Genomic DNA, 19,177 nt, shown 5'->3' with positions numbered 1-19,177 from the left:
AAGGAGAGCCCCATGCCCGAATTCCCGCCGATCCGCGTCGCCTTCCTGCTCTTCCCGAACGTCACCCAGCTCGACCTGACCGGCCCGGCGCAAGTGCTGTCGCGGCTGGGCAATGTCACGATCGATCTCGTCGCGCGCGATCTGGCGCCGGTGCCGACCGATGCCGGTTTTGCGCTGCTGCCGACCGCGACGTTCGAAGACGCGGTGCAGCCCGACATAATCTGCATCCCTGGCGGCTTCGGGGTGAACGACGCGATGGAGGATGCGGCAACGCTTGCCTGGGTCAAGCGGTCGGCGGCCGGCGCTACCTGGGTGACCAGCGTGTGCACCGGCGCGCTGCTGCTTGGCGCGGCGGGGCTGCTCAAGGGCTATCGGGCGACGACGCACTGGGCGTCGCACCATCACCTCGCGGCGTTCGGCGCGATCGCGGTCAAGGAACGCGTGGTGATCGACCGCAACCGCGCGACCGGCGGCGGGGTGACGGCCGGCATCGATTTCGGCCTGGCGCTGACCGCCACGATCCGCGGCGAGGCGCATGCCCGGCTGGTCCAGCTCAGCCTGGAATATGATCCCTCGCCCCCGTTCGATTCGGGATCGCCCGAGCGCGCGGATGCGGAGACGCTGGCGCGCTATCAGGCGCTGGCGGCGAAATCGGCGCCGGGGCGCGATGCGCGGACTGAGGCTGCGGCGGAGCGGATGAACGCTTCATCTCAAGCGTAACCTTCCCCGGCGAAGGCTAAAGGAGAGGGGAGAGGGGCGGTCTCACCGCGGATTCAACAAAAACACCACATACCCCCGGAAACGCGGATTCGCCTCCAGCCCCGCGGGTGCCCGCCACTCCCCGCCCTGCAACAGCCCGACCCGAAACGGTATTTTCATCCGGTCCAGCCGCGCCAGATAGCCGGCGTAACCCGGGATCACCCGCCGACCCTGATAGATCTGCAACACCACCTCATCGACCGCCCCGGCCAGCGCATCCAGGCCCCGAGGGTCGCCATTGCTGCTCCAGTCGAGCAGGCCGGTGATGCCCAGCTTGCAGTCGGCGGGCAGGCGGCGGCGCAGGTCTTTCAGGAAACCCGCATAGTTTTCGAGGTGCCGGGTCCGCGCATCGAAATCGATCTGCACGCCGACCACCTGGTTCCCCGCCGCGCGCCATTTCGCGAGTTGCGCGAGGACCTGCGCATAGACCGGCGGCGGCCATTCGATGGTCTCGACTCGCACCACCATCCAGACCTCCGGTCCGCGCACCCGCGGCACTGCGGGCCGCTGCGCCGCAAGCCGCACCGGCTCGCGCACCGACACCTGGCCCTGGAGCAGGTACAGCGTCTTTGCCTTCGCAAGCGCGGACTGCGGCTTGACCCCGGCCCAGAGCCAGAAGGTATCGTAACGGGCGGCGTCGACCCGCTCGTCGGGCAGAGCGGCGCCCGATAGGGCGAGCGCCGGCGTCAGGGCAGCGAAGAGGCGGACCAGCCTACCAGTAATAGCGCAGCTCCTGCGCCCAGCGCGATGTCGGATACTCCTTCTTCAGCCGCGTGAACCACGCCTTGCGCTGCGCGATCACGACTTCGGTGCCGCCGCAACTGTTGTTGCCCGAAGTCGCATAGCAATTGATCGCCCGGAACAGCGCATAGGCCTTGTCGGGCGCGGGCGTTTTCGGGTCGGCGATGATCGCCTTGTAGATCTCCAGCCGTGAGAAAGCCGCGCCGGGGAAGAGCGACGCGGTACCGCCCAGCTCGTCGGCGGGCAGCTTGTTGTCGAGCGGATAACCGTCGAATCCCGTCACCCGCATGAAATCGCCCAGACACAGCCGCGCCTTGGCCGCATATGGATCGGCGGCGAGCTGGCGGGCGATCTCCTTCAGCGCCGGGCAGTCATAATCGCCGACGCCTTTGGCCTGGTCGAAGATGCCGATCGGCACCTGCTCTCCGCCGCGCAGATCGTAGAGATTGCCATCGGCCGGCGCCCCCGCCGGCACCAGCGCCTGGTCGGCCAGGAAGTCGCGATAGGCGCCGCGAGTCAGATCCTTGTAGAGCAAGGTGAACAGCGCGACGTCGCGCTCATGCTTCGGCGCCTGCGCATCCTTCGCCTGACGCCGCAGCAGCGCCGGGCCGGCGACATTGGTCAGCAATATCTCGCGCAGGTCAGGCGTGCGGACCGGCGAGCCCGGCGCGAACAGCCCGTCGAGCGCGCCGGCGCGTTCGTCATGCAGGGCCAAAGCGAGCTCGATCGCTGGCCGCTGGAACGGCCGTTTCGTCCCCGGCAGCATCTCCATCCAGAACCCGCGCGCATTGCGGTCCTTCACGGCATCGAGCGCCGCGCCGCGCAGCATCTGGCGGCTGAACTGGAGATAGCTGAAATCCGCGTGCCGCGCCGCGTCCGGGATCAGCTTCAGCACGGCCTCCGGCCTGTCCTGGACAAAGAATGCATGCGCCGCGAGCAGATAGGTGAACAGCCCCGGATTGCTCGCGAAGCGCGGGCGCTGCGCCTCCAGCTCGGCAAGGGCGATCGGCGGTTCGTCCGAAGAAGCGAGGATATTGCCGCGGTTGTCGCGCATCCGGGCGAGGTCGAGCACCGCGAGCAGGATCGGATCGGTCGTGTCGGCGATCTTCAGCCGGGGCAGCAGCTTGTTGTCGATCTCGTCGGCAAGCTCCCCGCCGTCCACGCCCCCCTGTGCGAACAGCGCTGCATATTCGGTGACCAGCTTGTCGTCCCGGCCGCCGAGCCAATAGACCCGGCGCAACAGCCCGCGTGCCGAGGCGGCGTAGAGCCCCTTGGGATAATCGCGCAGATAGGCGCGCAGCGCCGCCTCGCCCGCCGCGATGACCTTCGCATCGATCTGGGCGGCATCCCTGGGGGAGCCATATTCGTCGAAGGCGCTGACCTGTGCGCGGTTCACCTCGACCCGGCCGAGCATGTAATCGGCGGTCTCGCGCAGCCAGGGCTGGTCGGTGCCGCGGAGCGTGGCGAAGCGCGCGGCGGCGGTGTCGTAGTCGCCGCCGTAAAAGGCGGCGGCGCCCTGGAGGTAGCTGGCAAAGGCCTTGCCGGTCGCCGATTTGACGGGAACATCGGTGGTCGCGGTGGGGCCGGTACAATTGGGCTGGAGCGCCCGCCGCGCCGCGATCAGCGCCGCGCGCTCGGCCTCCGGCACCTGCCGCGCCGCGCCCAGCGCCGCCGCGAAGGCCGCGGTGCCGCTGTCGTTGCTCCGGCAGCGCGATCCTTCGCCCTCGGCATAGCTGGTGTCGGTCGATGGGTCGGGCCCGGGGAAATATGTTTTCCGGAAGGTCATCCAGTCGAACAGGGCCAGCGGAGGCGCAGGCTGGTCGCTGCCCGGCCTGGCGGGGCGCATGTCGAGCAGCAACAGGCTGAGATTGACCCGGGTGTCGTTTGCCGGACCGAGCATCGCCATGTCGGCGCACCCGGTCATCGCCCTGTGCTTGAGCTTCCATTCCTGCGTGCAGCCGAAATCGCCACTCGCCCGCGCGGGGGCCTGCCACGCGAACGACAGCAGCACCGCAATCAACAGCGCGCTAATCCGGTACATCGCTCACTCCCCTGATTCCCCAATCTTCCTCGAATGGGACGCGCCTCCTTTGCACCGGGACTGCACGCCGGGTCGAGAGCGATGCGACGGGAAGCGGGACCGGGCCCTCTCTTCCTCTCCAGTGGGAGTTTTGGCTGCAGGCAGGTCGAAATGCCCCCCGGGCATTTCTCAATCATGCCGGGGGCATGATTGACCTGTCTGCAGTCAAAACTGATACGAAGCCTTATGACCCCGGACTTGTTCCGGGGGAATTAGGCGAAGTTGGAGAGGGGCTCCGGGAGCCATCGAGAGCTCCCGGAGCCCCTCTCCAAGCTACGCTAGACAGCAAGCTGTCAAGCTTCGCTATCCTCTCCCACTGGAGAGGAAGAGTGGTCGCCACTGCCCCTTCAATCTCAAGGCTTCGCGGGCCCCGCCCGCTCTCGCGCAATGCGCGTATCCAGCAGGCCTTCATACTTCGCCGCATAGGCGCGGCACGCGCCCGGATCGACGAACGGGTTGGGCTCCTTGCGCTGGCGGAATTTTGCCAGCTTCACATCACCGCCCGATGCGTCCGGGTGAGATGTGACCAGGATATCGCAGGGGAGTCCGGCAACCACGCCGAAGGTCTTGCGGAATGCCGCGACGGTCGCGGCATGTTTCGGGTCCGAAAAGCCCCAGCGCTCGGTCGAGATGGGATTTAGGCTCGCGCCGAACACCATGTTCCGGCACGTGCCGCCGGCGCAGCTGGACCAGGTCCAGCTCATGCTGCCCGCCGTGTGGCCCGGCGTGGCGCGCGCGGTGATGACCGTATCGCCGAGCCGCAGCTTCTCGCCATCCTCCAGCGTGAGCACGCCCGCGATCGCCGGAAAGGGCGCGAGCTGCCCGAATTGCGGATCGTCCGCCAGGCTGTGCCCCAGGCCGAGTATCTGCGCACCCGCCCGGCTGGCGACGACCTTCGCGCCGCTGTCGCGCGCCAGCGCGGCGATGCCGCCGGCATGATCGTAATGCGGCTCGGTGCTGAGGATGAACTTCACGTCCTTCACCTTGAACCCGAGCTGGCGGATATGATCCTCGATCCCAGCCACCCCCTGCGGCACCCCGCCGTCGATCAGGATCAGCCCGGCGCTGGTGCGGATCAGCCCGACATTCAGCCCGCCATACCCGACCAGGTAGAAATTGCCGTGCACCCTGACCGGCGCCTGCGGCGTCAGCCAGCGCGCGGCATAGTCGGGTTCGATCGGCCGGGTCAGCGGGTCGTCCGCCTGTGCCGAGGCCATCGCCGCTACCGACGCCAAAGCCACGCCCCCGAAAACCATCCACTTCATCGCTCGCTCTCCCGATTGCTCCCGCGACGATGTCGCGACGGCGCCCGCACGACAAAACATCTTATCTCGACGCAGACCCCAATTGGATTTGGGGCTTAGGCGGTGCGAGAGGCGGCCGATACGAACCAGGCGCCGAACGTCGGCGTCGGGCGGCCGACTGCAAATGGCGGGCCGTTTGCTGGCTTGCCGTGCGCAAGGCTAAGCGTCGGATTGCGAGTCTGCGCGAGACGAAAGCGAAAGCCGACTATTGACCGACGCTGACTGAAATCACTCGGCCGGTCTTCTTTTCGACGGTGATCCACGCATCACCCCCCGTTCCCGCATCTGGGTCCCAGAAATATACCCACCAATTTGGCCCTTGGGCTTCGACCCTGTGCTGAAGCCGGCTCCGCTTTTCGGCAGGAAAATACTTGCCGTATCGGTCGATGAGAGCGGTTTTGGCCCGCTGAGTTGCCTGCGCGCTGTCCACCGGGCCATCGACGGAACATGCTGCGAGCAACAATGCCAAGGCTGCCGTGGATCGGATCATTTCCGAAACATGTGCCCTTTCAGGCCGAAACGCCACAGCTCGTTTTCTAGTCGGGGCCGATCACGACTGGCCGCTGATTCACTTTACCGACTGGCCGTTGCATCATCGCGGCAACGGGCATTCGCGGCATCTTTTCCGCCCGCCCGGATGATCAGGAAAGAAGCGGCAATGATCTCGCCATACCATTCTCATAATTTGGCGAGTAAAGCGCCCGTAAAGCTTATGAAGCCGAAGCGCCTCATCATGAAAGCTGTCGACACACATCGAGTGTCGTGTGGCCCGTTGACAGAAAAACTGCCGCTCGTATTCCTGCCTACCTCGAAAAATCGGGGTCGACGTTGGCTGACAAAAATCGCCGAATACCTGGCTGGAATCGACCGGGGCATAGCACCGTTACTGGAAAAGCCGTCTCCGATACTTGCCGGATCAGGTCCGGTTCTATTCCTTCGGCCTGGCCTTCAGCCCGCGCACCCGGTGCCAGATATAGAAAGCCACCAGCGCAACCAGCACCACGCCGATCAGCGCATCGGCGCTGTGGAACGCCGCCTTCATCCGCGGGTCGCTGTTCCATTTCTCGCCCAGCACCATGCCGAGCCAGGCCAGGCCGAAGCACCACGGCCAGGATCCGATGAAGGTATAGATATGGAACGGCACCAGCTTCATTCGCGCGACGCCTGCCGGAAAGGCGATGAACGACCGGATCACCGGCAACAGCCGGCCGATCAGCACGGCATGGTTGCCCCAGCGGTCGAAGAAGCGATCCGCCATGTCGAGCTCGCCCGGACCGATCAGCACATAGCGGCCCCAGCGCTCGGCCAGCGGACGGCCGCCGCGCTTGCCGACTTCGTACGCGACGATCGAGCCGAGATTGCAGCCGATCGCCCCGGCGGTCGCCGCCAGATACAGGTCGAACCGCCCGACCGAGACGAGATAGCCGGCAAACGGCATGATGATCTCGGACGGCAGCGGGATGCAGGCCGATTCGATCGCCATCAGCAGGACGATGCCGAGATACCCCCCCTTGGAGATGACGGCGATGGTGAAGGTCGCGAGTATCGCGAGGATTTTCTCGATCATGGGTTCCCCCTTTCGGCGAAGAGGGCGCGCGTCGCCAGTGGAAAATCTGTCGGGGCGGCGTGCAGGCTGCTAGGATGGCCGCTCATCCCGACAAAGGCCGCCCATGACCGATGACGACAAACGCGCCGCCGCCCTTGCCGCGGTGGAGGAGGTCCGTCCGGGCATGCTGGTCGGCCTCGGCACCGGCTCGACCGCTGCCTTCGCGATCGGGCGATTGGGGGAGCTGGTGCGCGGCGGCCTCGATATCCGCGCGGTCGCGACGTCGCTGCGCACCGAATCCATGGCGCGCATGGCCGGCATCACGCTGGTGGATTTCGCGGGCGTCGACTCGGTCGACCTGACCATCGACGGCGCCGACGAGATCGACGACCGTCTGTTCGCGATCAAGGGGGCGGGCGGCGCGATGCTCCGCGAGAAGATCGTCGCGGCCGCCTCGCGCCGGATGATCGTCATCGCCGATGACTCGAAGCGGGTCACACGCATCGGCAAGGCCAAGCTGCCGGTCGAGATCCTGCCGTTCGCCCGCGCGTTCGCCGCGACTCGGCTGGCCGGTCTGGGCGCGAAGACGGCCGTGCGCGCCGAGCGCTCCGATCAGGGCAATATCATCATCGACGCTTTTTTCGCTGAAATGCCCGATCCTTGCGCCCTGGCCATGGGCCTTTCCGCGATCCCCGGCGTTCTCGGGCATGGCCTTTTCCTTGACGAGGTGGATTGCGCCTATATCGGCGGGGGCGGCCGCGTGATCCGGCTCGACAGACAGGCAACCACCAGCGACGGGCAGCGTTCGACTGTTCGATAGAAAGCGAGTTTCTTCCATGTCAGATGCCGCAACGGCCACTGCTCCCGTCAAAGGCCTCCATGAGGACGGCTCGCCCGAACGCCTGGCGATCGACACGATCCGCACGCTCTCGATGGACGCGGTGCAAAAGGCCAATTCGGGCCATCCCGGCACGCCGATGGCGCTCGCGCCCGTCGGCCACACGCTCTGGTCGCAATTCCTGCGCACCGATCCGGACAAGCCCGACTGGCCCAATCGCGACCGCTTCGTGCTCTCCGTCGGCCATGCCTCGATGCTGCTCTACGCGCTGCTGCACCTGGCCGGCATCAAGGAGATCGATCGCGACGGCAAGCCGACCGGCAATCTCGCGGTCAGCCTGAACGACATCGAGCAATTCCGCCAGCTCGGCTCGAAGACCCCGGGTCATCCCGAATATCGCCACACCACCGGCGTGGAGACCACGACCGGCCCGCTCGGCGCAGGCTGCGGCAATTCGGTCGGCATGGCGATCGCCGAGCGCTGGCTCGCCGCGCGCTACAACAAGCCTGGCTTCGACCTGTTCGACCATGACGTCTATACGCTGTGCGGCGACGGCGACATGATGGAGGGCGTCTCGGCCGAGGCGGCATCGCTCGCCGGCCATCTCAAGCTCTCCAACCTGTGCTGGATCTACGACAGCAACCATATCAGCATCGAAGGCGACACCAATCTCGCGTTCGACGAAGATGTCGGCATGCGCTTCCAGGCCTATGGCTGGAACGTCATCCATGTCGACGACGCGAATGATTGCGGCGCGCTGGCCGATGCGTTCGCCAGCTTCAAGGCGACGAACGATCGCCCGACCTTCATCGTCGTCCATTCGATCATCGGCTGGGGCAGCCCCCGCGCCGGCAGCGAAAAGGCGCATGGCGAGCCGCTCGGTGCCGACAATATCAAGGCGACCAAGCTGGCCTATGGCTGGCCCGAGGACGCGCAGTTCCTGGTGCCGGACGGCGTCGCCGAGGCCTTCGAAAAGTCGATCGCCGATCGCGGCCGGCCGCTGCGCGAAGCATGGGAGGCGAATTTCGCCGAGTATCGCAAGGCCAATGGTGATCTCGCCGCGGAGCTCGACCTGCTGCTCAAGGGCGACCTGCCCAAGGGCTGGGACGCTGACATTCCGGTGTTCGATGCCGACGAAAAGGGCATCGCCTCGCGGGACGCCGGCGGCAAGGTGCTCAACGCCATCGCCAACCGCGTGCCGTTCCTGATCGGCGGCTCGGCCGATCTCGCGCCCTCGACCAAGACCGACGTGAAGGGCAAGCCCTCGTTCGAGGCCGATAATTATGGCGGCTCCAACTTCCATTTCGGCGTGCGCGAACATGGCATGGGCGCGGTGGTGAACGGCATGGCGCTGTCGCACCTGCGCTCCTACGGCTCCACCTTCATGGTCTTTGCCGATTATATGCGCCCGCCGATCCGGCTCGCCGCGATCATGGAGCTGCCCTCGATCTTCGTCTTCACGCATGATTCGATCGGCGTGGGCGAAGACGGCCCGACGCATCAGCCGATCGAGCATCTCGCCACCTTGCGCGCCATTCCCGGCCTCGACACGATCCGCCCCGGCGACGCCAACGAGACCGCCTGGGCCTGGCGCGCCGCGCTCGAACACAAGCATCGTCCGACCAGCCTGGTCCTGTCGCGTCAGGCGCTGCCGACGCTCGACCGGTCGAAATACGCCTCGGCCGAAGGGCTGATGAAGGGCGCCTATATCCTCGCCGGCGATGCTGACCCCGAGGTCATCCTGATCGCTACCGGCAGCGAGGTTTCGCTCGCGGTCGCGGCGCATGAGGCGCTGACCGCGCAGGGCGTGCGCTCGCGCGTTGTCTCGATGCCGAGCTGGTATCGTTACGAACTGCAGGATCAGGCCTATAAGGACTCGGTCCTGCCCAAGGGCGTCACCGCCCGCATCGCGATCGAGATGGGCGGCGAGATCGGCTGGGATCGGTACGTCGGGCTTGAGGGGCGCACGGTCACCATGTCGACCTTCGGTGCGTCCGCCCCGATCGCGAAGCTGCAGGACAAGTTCGGGTTCACCGTCGACAATGTCGTCAAGGTCGCCCGCGCATTGCTCGGAAAGGATTGATCATGAGCCGCCTCAACGATCTCGCCGCACTGGGCCAGGCCGTCTGGCTTGATTTCGTCGACCGCAAGTTCCTCGCCGAGGGCGGGCTGCAGAAGCTGGTCGACGAGGACGGGCTGACCGGCGTCACCTCCAACCCCTCGATCTTCGAAAAGGCGATGGGCCATGGCACCGCCTATGACGAGGCCCTGGCCGAGTTCGACCAGTCGCATCCCGGTGCCCCGGCGATGCAGCGCTACGAGCATCTCGCGATCCAGGACATCCAGGCCGCGGCGGACACGCTCCGCCCGGTCTATGACCGGCTTGGCGGCAAGGACGGCTATGTCAGCCTCGAGGTCTCGCCTTATCTCGCCAACGACACCGACGGTACCATCGCCGAGGCGAAGAAGCTCTGGGCGGCGGTCGACCGGCCCGACCTGATGATCAAGATCCCCGGCACGCCAGCCGGCGTGCCCGCCATCGCCGCGACGATCGCGGCCGGGATCAACGTCAACGTGACGCTGCTCTTCTCGATCGAGGCATACAAGGCGGTCGCGCTGGCCTATGTCGCCGGTCTCGAGCAGCGCGCCGGAAAGGGCGAGGCGATCGACAGGATCGCCAGCGTGGCCAGCTTCTTCGTCAGCCGTATCGACACCAGGATCGACGATGTGATCGACGCCCGCGTGAAGGGCGGCGATGCCGAGTCGGACGCGCTCAAGGCGGTGCGCGGCAAGGTCGCCATCGCCAACGCCAAGCTGGCCTATGCCTGGTATGAGGCGTTCATCGCGTCGGATCGCTGGCAGGCGCTGGCCGCCAAGGGCGCGATGCCGCAGCGGCTGCTCTGGGCGTCGACCGGCACCAAGAACCCGGATTATCCCGATACGCTCTATCTCGACACCTTGATCGGCAAGGACACGGTCAACACCGTGCCGCCCAAGACGCTCGACGCGTTCCGCGATCACGGCACCGCCGCCGAGACGCTGACGGCCGATGTCGACGGCGCCCGCCACACCCTCGCCGAAGCCGAGCGGCTTGGCCTCGACCTGAACGGTGTGACCGATACTTTGGTGGAGGAAGGGGTCCATAGCTTCGCTCAGGCGTTCGACACCCTGCTCGGCGCGATTGCGGCGAAGCATCCCGAAACGGCGAACTGAACTGCGTCAACTCATCCGGAGATTGCCAATGCGTATCGGACTGATCGGCCTCGGCCGGATGGGTGGCAACATTGCGCGGCGGCTGATGCGCGCGGGACATGAGACGGTCGCCTATGACCGTTCGCCCGAGGCCATCGCTGAGCTGGTTCAGGACGGCGCGGTCGGCGCCGGCTCGCTCGAGGATATGCACGCCAAGCTCGCCAGCCCGGCGATCTTCTGGGTGATGCTGCCCGCCGGCGCGCCGACCGAGGACACGATCGCCGCCATCGCCGGTTTCGCCAGGCCGGGCGACATCGTCATCGACGGCGGCAACAGCTTCTACAAGGACGATATCCGGCGGGCCAAGGCATTGGCGGAGAAGGGCATCCGCTATGTCGATGTCGGCACCTCGGGCGGCGTCTGGGGGCTGGAACGCGGCTATTGCATGATGGTCGGCGGCGAGAAGGAAGCGGTCGACCTGCTCGATCCGATCCTCGCCGCGCTGGCGCCGGGCCTCGGCACCATCCCGCGCACGCCCAATCGCGGCGACAAGAGCGAGGATCCGCGCGCCGAGCAGGGTTATATCCATGCCGGCCCTCCCGGCTCGGGCCATTTCGTGAAGATGGTGCATAACGGCATCGAATATGGCCTGATGCAGGCCTATGCCGAGGGCTTCGACATATTGAAGGGCAAGTCCTCGGACAAGCTGCCCGAGGACGAGCGCTTCGACCTCAACCTGACCGACATCGCCGAGGTCTGGCGGCGCGGCAGCGTGATCTCGTCCTGGCTGCTCGACCTCTCCGCCTCGGCGCTGGCCGACGATCAGCAGCTCGACAAATATTCCGGCAAGGTCGCCGATTCGGGCGAAGGCCATTGGACGATCGAGGCAGCGATGGAAGAGGCAGTGCCGGTCAACGTGCTCAGCGCCGCCCTGTTCGCCCGCTATCGCAGCCGGGTCGACCATACCTTCGGCGACAAATTGCTCTCGGCGATGCGCTTCGGCTTCGGCGGCCATGTCGAGATGCCGCAGTGAGTGAAGCCGTGAGGCTCGTCGTCTCCGATCTCGACGGCACCCTGGTCGACAAGCAGAAGAAGCTGACCCCCGGCACGATCGCCGCGGTCGGCCGGCTGCGCGCGGCGGGCCTGGGCTTCACCATCATCAGCGCGCGGCCGCGATCGGGCATGATGCCGATCGCCGATGCGCTGGCGATCGACGATGTGATGGGCGCCTTCAACGGCGGCACCATCTTCCGCCGCGATGGCACGGTGATCGAGCAGCACCGCATCGACCCCGACGTGGTGCGCGGCGTGTTTGATCTGATCGGTGACGCGCCGGTCGATATCTGGGTGTTCGCCGACGACCTTTGGTACGCCAGCACCGACCAGGGCCATCATGTCGATTCGGAGCGGGTGTCGTCGAACCAGGCGCCAGTGATCGTGTCCGATTTCACCGCCTTGTTCGACCGCGCCGACAAGCTCACCTTCGTCAGCGACGATCCGGCGTTGCTCGGTAGTTTGACCGATCGGGCAGCGGCGGCGTTCGGCACGCGGGCGACCGTGGTGCAATCCCAGACCTATTATCTCGACGTGACCGCGCTTGCCGCCAACAAGGGCGACGGCGTCACGTTGCTGGCAGACGCGCTGGGCACGCCGCTCGCGCAGACGGCGGTGATCGGCGACCAGGGCAATGACGTCGCGATGTTCGCCCGCGCCGGCCTGTCGATCGCGATGGGGCAGGGCCCGGTCGAGGTCCGGGCCAAGGCGGATTTCGTCACCGGCGCGAACGACGCTGACGGCGTGGCGCAAGCGATCGATTCAATCATCCTGCCGCGCTGTTAAGGGTACGGGATCGTCCGCATAACGCCGCGCGATCACCGCGCAGGCGATCAGCTGGAGCTGGTGGAACAGCATCAACGGCAGGATGACGAGGCCGACCTGCGCCGGCGCGAACAGCACGCCCGCCATCGGTACGCCTGAGACGAGGCTCTTCTTTGACCCGCAGAACACCAGCACGATCGCGTCCTCGCGGCTGAGGCCCATCAGTCTGCCCGCGCCCCAGGTAGCGAGCAGGACCAGAGCCAGCAGCACCGCGCAGACCGCCAGGATCACCGCCAGTTCCGCCGCCGACAGCCGGTGCCAGATGCCGTCGACCACCGCCGCGCCGAAGGCGGTATAGACGACCAGCAGGATCGACCCGCGATCGACCACGGTCAGCATCTTTTTCTGGCGCGTCACGAACGCGCCGATCCATGGCCGCAGCAGGTGCCCCGCGACGAAGGGCAGCAAGAGCTGGACGACGATCGATTCGACCGACGAGAGCGACACGCCGGCGCTGCCGCTCGAATGGATCAGCACCGCGGTCAGCGCCGGGGTCAGCACGATGCCGAGGATGTTGGAGATCGACGCGCTGCACACCGCCGCCGCGACATTGCCGCGCGCGATCGCGGTGAAGGCGATCGACGACTGCACGGTCGATGGCAGCAAGGTCAGGAACAACATCCCCATCGCGACCGGCGGCGTGAGGAAGGGCAGGGCCGCGACGCCCAGGCCCAGCACTGGAAACAGAATGTACGTCGCGGCAAACACCGCGAGGTGGAGCCGCCAGTTGCTCATCCCCGCCAGCACTGCCTCGCGCGACAGCTTGGCGCCGTGGAGGAAGAACAGCAGCACGATGGCGATATCGGCGATGGCGCCGAACAGCGGCACCCCGGCCCCGCGTGGCGGCAGGATCGAGGCGAGAACGACCGTGCCGATCAGCATCAGGATGAACGGCTCGAAGATGACGAGGAAACGCTTCAGCATCAGCCCGTTTCGCGCGATCGGTCGCGGGCTGCAATGGGGTTTGCGCCCCTCCGTCAAAGCCGCATATCGTCCGATGGAGATTGGCCGTAAGCTGGGGCGATGGAAGACACTCCACTGACTGACACGGCGATTGTCGAGATGGCGCGCGCGATGCTCGATCTCGACATCCCGCCCGGATGCCTGCCCGGCGTCCGGACGAACCTCGAGGTCCTGGTCGGGCACGCGAAGCTGGTCGAACAGCCCGATGACTGAGAGCATCCGCGCTATCGCGGCGGCGGTGCGCACCGGCCGCCGGTCGGCCGTGTCGGTCGCGGAAGAGGCGGTTGCGCGCATCCGCGAACGCGACGGGGCGATTGGTGCGGTAACGAGGCTGCTCGACGAGCAGGCGCTGGCCGAGGCGCGGGTGGTCGATGCGATCGTCGCGGGTGGTGGAGATCCCGGGCCGCTCGCTGGCGTACCTTACGGTGTGAAGGACCTGTTCGACGTGGCCGGCCTGCCAACCACCGCCGGCGCGGCGATGCTGCACGATGCGCCGCCTGCGACGGTCGATGCCGAGGCGATCGTGCGGCTTCGGGCGGCGGGCGCGGTGCTGGTCGCGACGCTCAACATGGACGAGTTCGCTTATGGCTTCGCGACCGTCAACGCTGCCTTCGGCACCACCCGCAACCCGCACGACCCCGATCGCCTCGCAGGCGGATCGTCCGGCGGATCGGCTGCGGCGGTGGCGAGCGGGATGCTGCCGCTGACGCTCGGGTCCGACACCAACGGATCGATCCGCGTGCCGGCCGCGCTCTGCGGGCTGTATGGGCTGAAGCCCGCGCATGGCAGCCTGCCGATGCAGGGCGTCTATCCCTTTGTCGACAGCTTCGACGATATCGGCCCTTTCGCCACTTCGATCGCCGACCTGAAGCTGGCCTGGCAGGTGCTCGGCGGCACCGATGCCGCGGCCGGAACCCGTATCGGCCGGCTGGGAGGCTGGTTCGAGCGTAACATGGCGCCCGAACTGGTCACAGCGATCGACGCGGTGGACGCGCATCTCGGCGGGCTGGAACGCGTCGAATTCCCCGAGGTCGACCGTGCCCGTTCCGCCGCCTTCCTGATGACCGCGGCCGAGGGCGGCGCGCGGCATTTGCCCGAGTTGCGCCGCCGTCCGCTCGACTTCGATCCCGCAACCCGCGACCGGCTGATCGCCGGGGCGATGCTGCCTGCGCCGCACTATCTGGCGGCACAGACCTTCCGCGAGACCTTCCGCGCCGCCGTGTTTGCCCTGTTCGAGCGCCACGACGTGCTGATCGCTCCGTGCGTCGGGGAGGTTGCGCCGCGCATCGACGATCCCTTCATCACCGTCGATGGCGCGCGCGTGCCCGCCCGCGCGCATCTCGGCCGGCTGACCCAGCCGCTCAGCTTCATCGGCCTGCCGGTGATCGCCGTGCCGCTGCTCCGGCCGGGTCGATTGCCGCTCGGCCTCCAGCTCGTCGGCGTGCCCGGCCGCGAAGGCGCTTTGTTCGCGCTGGCGGAGCGGCTCGAGGCGGACGGCCTGACCGGGTTCAGCGCGCCCGTCTGAACCCTCTTCCGCTCGCGTAAAGTCGCGCTATGCTCGTGTCCGATCCGGCGCCGACCGGAAGGACGGGAGCGGATCTGGGCAGCCGGGGGACCGCCAATGTCGACGACCGAGGAAAAGCAGACGCCTGGCCGATTGGCCACCTGGTTCGAACTCGCCGAACGCGGCACGACCGTGCGCACCGAAGTGCTGGCCGGTGCCACCACCTTCCTGACCATGGCCTATATCATCGTCGTCAACCCGACGATCCTCGGCGCGGCGGGCATGCCGATCGCCGCGGTGGCGGCGGCGACCTGCTTCGCGGCGGGCGTGGCCAGCATCCTGATGGGCTGTTTCGCCAATGTGCCGCTCGCGCTCGCGCCGGGCATGGGGCTCAACGCCTATTTCAGCTTCACCGTGGTGCAGGGCATGGGTGTGCCCTGGCCGGTCGCGCTTGGCTGCGTGCTGATCTCGGGCGTGGTCTTCCTGCTGCTCACCGCGGCGGGCATCCGCCAGATGATCCTCGCCGCGATCCCGCCGCACTTGCTCGCCGCCGTCGCGGGCGGCATCGGCCTGTTCATCGGGTTCATCGGGCTGAAGAATGCCGGCATCGTGGTCAACAATCCGGCGACCAGCGTCGCGCTCGGCGATCTCCACGCCCCCAGCGCGGCGCTCGCCCTGATCGGGCTGGTGGCGATCGCCGTGCTCAGCGTCTGGCGGGTGCGCGGCGCGGTGCTGATCGGCATCGTCGCGACCACGCTGATCGGCTGGGCGATGGGCCTCGTCACCTTCACGCCCCAGCCCTATTCGTTCGAGGCATTGACCGAAACCGCGTTCAAGCTCGATCTCGGCGGCGTGTTCGGCGCCGACGGCAGGCACGGGCTTGGTGTGATCGAGATATTGTTCGTGTTCCTGTTCGTCGATCTGTTCGACAATATCGGCACCTTGGTCGCGGTGACCAAGCGCGCCGGGCTGGTCGCCCCCGACGGGAGCATCCCCCGCCTCAACCGCATGCTGTTCACCGATGCGATCGCGACGATGATCGGCGCACTGGCCGGCACCAGCACCGTCACCTCCTATGTCGAGAGCGCGGCGGGCGTCGAGGCGGGCGGCCGCACCGGGCTGACGGCGGTGGTCACCGGCCTGTTGTTCCTCGCCGCGATGTTCGTCGCGCCCTATGCGCAGCTCGTGCCGGCGGCCGCCACTGCGCCGGCGCTGATCCTGGTCGGCGCGCTGATGATGATGCCGCTGGCCGAGGTGGCATGGGACGATCCCGAAGTGGCGATCCCCGCCTTCCTGACCGTCGCGCTGATCCCGCTGACCTTCTCGATCGCCAACGGCCTCGCCTTCGGCATCACCGCCCATGCCGTGCTGAAGCTGCTGCGCGGCAAGATCACCAAAACCGACTGGCTGTTGCTGGTGCTGGCCCTGCTGTTCGTGGTGCGCTTCGCATGGCTGGCGGCGGGATGATTAGAGGTTCATGTTCTTATTGTGATGCGTAACGAAGTGCGAAGCCTGCGCGGCATGGTGACCGCGCCCCATCATCTGGCGGCACAGGCCGGGCTCGGGGTGCTGCAGGATGGCGGCAATGCGGTCGAGGCGGCGGTCGCGGTCGCGGCGTGCCTTGCGGTGGTCTATCCGCACATGACCGGCATCGGGGGCGACGGCTTCTGGCTGATCGCCGAGCCCGATGGCCGGACTCATGCGATCGATGCATGCGGCGGGGCGGCGACGACCGCCAATCTCGGCCTCTATGAAGAGCATGAGACGATCCCCTGGCGCGGACCGCTCGCCGCCAACACCGTGGCGGGCACGATCTCCGGCTGGGCGGCCGCGCTTGAATCGAGCGGCGGCACCCTGCCGCTCGAGCGCCTGCTGCGTGATGCGATCCATCATGCGGAATCCGGCGTCGCGGTGACGCGCGGCGGGGCGGAGATCGCCGCGGCCAAGGGCGCCGAGCTGCGCGGCCAGCCCGGCGCCTGGGCAACCACCTTCGAGTCCGAGGGCCGGCCGCTGGTCGAGGGCGAGATACTGCGCCAGCCCCAGCTTGCCGGGACCCTGACGGTGCTGGCGCGCGACGGGCTGCGCAGCTTCTACGAAGGCGCCCTCGCGCGATCGATCGCCGTTGATCTCGCCCGGCTCGGCAGCCCTGTTTCCGCGGCCGATCTCGCCGCCCACAATGCCACCCGGCCAGCGCCGCTCAGCGTGCCGATTGAAGGCGCGCGGCTATTCAACACCGCGCCGCCGACTCAAGGCGCTGCGTCGCTGCTGATCCTCGCTCTCTTCGACCGGGTCCATGCCGCCGAGGCCGAGGGGTTCGATTTTGTCCACGGCCTGGTCGAGGCGACCAAACAGGCGTTCCTGTTCCGCGACCGGCATCTCGGCGATCCCGCCTATATGACCTTCGACCCGCAGATGCTGCTCGACGACCCGCGCGAGCTCGACGAGATGGCGATGCGCATCGACCTCAACCGCGCTCTGCCCTGGCCGCAGCCGCCCTCGGCGGGCGACACGTGCTGGTTCGGCGCAGCGGATGCCGAGGGGCGCGTCGTCAGTGCTATCCAGAGCACCTATTTCGAGTTCGGATCGGGTCTGGTCCTGCCCCAGACCGGCATCACCTGGCAGAATCGCGGCAGCAGCTTCCGCCTTGCCGAGCATGGCTGGAACGCGCTGCGGCCGGGCCGGAAACCTTTCCACACGCTCAACCCTGCACTGGCCCGCTTCGATGACGGGCGGGTGATGGCGTACGGCACGATGGGCGGGGAGGGGCAGCCCCAGACCCAGGCGGCGATCTTCACGCGCTATGCCCGCTACGGCATCGGCCTGCAGGAGGCGATCAGCCGCCCGCGCTGGCTGCTCGGACGGACCTGGGGCGATAACAGCACCACGCTCAAGATCGAGGACCGCTTCGCGCTCGACCTGTACGAGGATCTCGACGCGGCGGGGCATCAGATCGAGCTGATGCCCGCCTTCACCGCGACCATGGGCCATGCCGGCGCAATCGTGCGCCATGCCGACGGCGTGCTGGAGGGCGCAACCGATCCGCGCAGCGACGGCCAGGTGGCGGCGTGGTGAGCAGCGGCCTTCGCGCAGTGCAACGCTGCGATACGCTGGGCGTCGCGCCGTACAGCGATATGGAGAACGGCCTGTTCCGCGCGTGGCTGACGCCAGCCTTCGCGGCTGCGCAGGAGGCGGTCGCCGGATGGATGGTCGAGGCGGGCATGGCGGTCCGCATCGATGCCGCGACCAATGTCATCGGTCGCTATGAGGGCGCGACACCTGACGCCCCGTCGCTGCTGATCGGCAGCCATCTCGACAGCGTCCGCGATGCCGGCCGCTATGACGGGCCGCTCGGCGTGATGCTCGGAATCGAATGCGTCGCGACGCTCCACGCGGCGGGCAAACGCCTGCCTTTCGCGATCGAAGTGATCGCGTTCGGAGACGAGGAAGGCTCGCGCTTCCCGTCGCCGATGCTGACCAGCCGGGCGGTGGCCGGCAGCTTCGATCCGCAGGCGCTCATCGTACCGGACAACGATGGCGTATCGATTTTGGAGGCGCTGACTGCCTACACCTCACCCGTTCGTTTCGAGCGAAGTCGAGAAACCTGTGTCTCGACTTCGCTCGACACGAACGGAATGGGTAGGGCCGCTCGCTCGCCCGGCTCCGTCATCGCCTATCTCGAGGCGCATATCGAACAGGGCCCGACGCTCGAGGCGGACGGCCTCGCGGTGGGTGTGGTTACCGGCATCGCATCACAACTGCGCTACAACGTCATGGTCGAAGGCATGGCGGGCCACGCTGGTACCACCTCCATGACCCTGCGCCGCGACGCGCTGACGGCGGCAGCGGAAATGGTGCTGGCGGTCGAGCGGCTCGCCGGCGGCGGAACCTCGGATCTGGTCGCGACAGTCGGCCGGCTCGAGGTCAGGCCCGGGGCGGTCAATGTCATCCCCGGCCATGTCGCCTTCTCGATCGACATCCGCGCGCTCGATCCGGCGGCACGCGATGCCGTCGCGGAATCGATCCTCGCCGAGATCAGGGCGATCGGCGCCTGGCGCAAAGTGACCGTCTCGGCCGAGCGAGTCCATGATCTGCCTCCCAGCCCCTGCGACTCGAAACTGATGGACCTGCTGTCCGACGCCATGACGGCAGAGGGCCAGCCCGAACGCCGCCTCGCCAGCGGCGCGGGGCATGATGCGATGGTGATGGCGTCGCTCTGCCCGACCGCTATGCTGTTCGTCCGGTGCGCGGGCGGCATCAGCCACAACCCCGCCGAGAAGGTGGACCCGGCTGACGCGGAGATCGCGCGGCGGGTGATGCTCGGCTTCATCGAACGGCTCGGAGACAGTTTTTGACGCCAGATTATTTCGGAGAG

16 protein-coding genes are annotated in these 19,177 nt (G+C 67.2%); 11 read left to right on the top strand and 5 right to left on the bottom strand.

Going from position 1 to position 19,177, the window contains the following annotated elements:
- Window positions 1-12: 12 nt before the first annotated feature.
- Window positions 13-720, top strand: coding sequence for a DJ-1/PfpI family protein (locus AC1RT8_RS13590; RefSeq protein ID WP_493076193.1), 708 nt, complete (start codon window positions 13-15; stop codon window positions 718-720).
- 42 nt (window positions 721-762) lie between these two features.
- Here AC1RT8_RS13590 and AC1RT8_RS13585 read toward each other — a convergent pair whose 3' ends face one another.
- The 4 genes from AC1RT8_RS13585 to AC1RT8_RS13570 all read right to left on the bottom strand — a co-directional run bounded on the left by AC1RT8_RS13585 (window position 763) and on the right by AC1RT8_RS13570 (window position 6,451).
- Window positions 763-1,302 carry a DUF3142 domain-containing protein gene (locus tag AC1RT8_RS13585; protein ID WP_493076192.1) on the bottom strand — a complete coding sequence of 180 codons (540 nt, stop codon included), beginning with the start codon at window positions 1,300-1,302 and terminating at the stop codon, window positions 763-765.
- Window positions 1,303-1,471: 169 nt separating this feature from the next.
- Window positions 1,472-3,541, bottom strand: coding sequence for a PA5441 family protein (locus tag AC1RT8_RS13580; protein ID WP_493076191.1), 2,070 nt, complete (start codon window positions 3,539-3,541; stop codon window positions 1,472-1,474).
- A gap of 392 nt (window positions 3,542-3,933) precedes the next feature.
- Window positions 3,934-4,845, bottom strand: coding sequence for a subclass B3 metallo-beta-lactamase (gene bla, locus AC1RT8_RS13575; protein WP_493076190.1), 912 nt, complete (start codon window positions 4,843-4,845; stop codon window positions 3,934-3,936).
- A gap of 967 nt (window positions 4,846-5,812) precedes the next feature.
- Window positions 5,813-6,451: a DedA family protein gene (locus AC1RT8_RS13570; protein ID WP_493076189.1), complete on the bottom strand. Its 639-nt coding sequence runs from the start codon at window positions 6,449-6,451 to the stop codon at window positions 5,813-5,815.
- Between the two features lie 103 nt (window positions 6,452-6,554).
- On the opposite strand from AC1RT8_RS13570, the gene rpiA reads away from it, so the two are divergent.
- The 5 genes from rpiA to AC1RT8_RS13545 are packed head-to-tail and all read left to right on the top strand — an operon-like array spanning window position 6,555 to window position 12,299.
- Window positions 6,555-7,250, top strand: coding sequence for a ribose-5-phosphate isomerase RpiA (gene rpiA, locus AC1RT8_RS13565; RefSeq protein ID WP_493076188.1), 696 nt, complete (start codon window positions 6,555-6,557; stop codon window positions 7,248-7,250).
- A 16-nt stretch (window positions 7,251-7,266) separates the two neighbouring features.
- Entirely contained in the window at window positions 7,267-9,351 is a 2,085-nt protein-coding gene (gene tkt / locus AC1RT8_RS13560; RefSeq protein WP_493076187.1) for a transketolase, read from the top strand.
- A gap of 2 nt (window positions 9,352-9,353) precedes the next feature.
- Window positions 9,354-10,481, top strand: a complete 1,128-nt coding sequence (gene tal / locus AC1RT8_RS13555; protein WP_493076186.1) for a transaldolase — start codon at window positions 9,354-9,356, stop codon at window positions 10,479-10,481.
- 28 nt (window positions 10,482-10,509) lie between these two features.
- Window positions 10,510-11,493: a phosphogluconate dehydrogenase (NAD(+)-dependent, decarboxylating) gene (gnd, locus tag AC1RT8_RS13550; protein WP_493076185.1), complete on the top strand. Its 984-nt coding sequence runs from the start codon at window positions 10,510-10,512 to the stop codon at window positions 11,491-11,493.
- 8 nt (window positions 11,494-11,501) lie between these two features.
- Complete coding sequence (locus AC1RT8_RS13545; RefSeq protein WP_493076184.1) at window positions 11,502-12,299, top strand: Cof-type HAD-IIB family hydrolase; 798 nt, start codon at window positions 11,502-11,504, stop codon at window positions 12,297-12,299.
- On the opposite strand, the gene AC1RT8_RS13540 is transcribed toward AC1RT8_RS13545, so the two are convergent.
- The gene (locus AC1RT8_RS13540; protein ID WP_493076183.1) at window positions 12,276-13,262 is read right to left on the bottom strand and encodes a bile acid:sodium symporter family protein; all 987 of its coding nucleotides are present in this window, start codon (window positions 13,260-13,262) and stop codon (window positions 12,276-12,278) included. The genes AC1RT8_RS13545 and AC1RT8_RS13540 overlap by 24 nt on opposite strands.
- A 99-nt stretch (window positions 13,263-13,361) precedes the next feature.
- Here AC1RT8_RS13540 and AC1RT8_RS13535 point away from each other — a divergent pair, with 99 nt between their 5' ends.
- The 5 genes from AC1RT8_RS13535 (at window position 13,362) to AC1RT8_RS13515 (ending at window position 19,157) form a co-directional block, all read left to right on the top strand.
- Entirely contained in the window at window positions 13,362-13,514 is a 153-nt protein-coding gene (locus tag AC1RT8_RS13535) for a hypothetical protein (RefSeq protein ID WP_493076182.1), read from the top strand.
- Complete coding sequence (locus AC1RT8_RS13530; RefSeq protein WP_493076181.1) at window positions 13,507-14,826, top strand: AtzE family amidohydrolase; 1,320 nt, start codon at window positions 13,507-13,509, stop codon at window positions 14,824-14,826. The genes AC1RT8_RS13535 and AC1RT8_RS13530 overlap by 8 nt, the downstream gene beginning before the upstream one ends.
- Before the next feature lie 96 nt (window positions 14,827-14,922).
- A complete protein-coding gene (locus AC1RT8_RS13525) occupies window positions 14,923-16,272 on the top strand; it encodes an NCS2 family permease (RefSeq protein ID WP_493076180.1) in 1,350 nt (449 codons plus the stop codon).
- Between the two features lie 24 nt (window positions 16,273-16,296).
- Complete coding sequence (locus AC1RT8_RS13520; protein ID WP_493076179.1) at window positions 16,297-17,877, top strand: gamma-glutamyltransferase family protein; 1,581 nt, start codon at window positions 16,297-16,299, stop codon at window positions 17,875-17,877.
- Window positions 17,871-19,157, top strand: coding sequence for an allantoate amidohydrolase (locus AC1RT8_RS13515; protein WP_493076178.1), 1,287 nt, complete (start codon window positions 17,871-17,873; stop codon window positions 19,155-19,157). The genes AC1RT8_RS13520 and AC1RT8_RS13515 overlap by 7 nt, the downstream gene beginning before the upstream one ends.
- The last annotated feature ends 20 nt before the right edge of the window (window positions 19,158-19,177 follow it).

This window comes from Sphingomonas sp. GW821-FHT10F11 (assembly GCF_058809095.1).
This window is presented reverse-complemented; position numbering and strand designations above follow the sequence as displayed.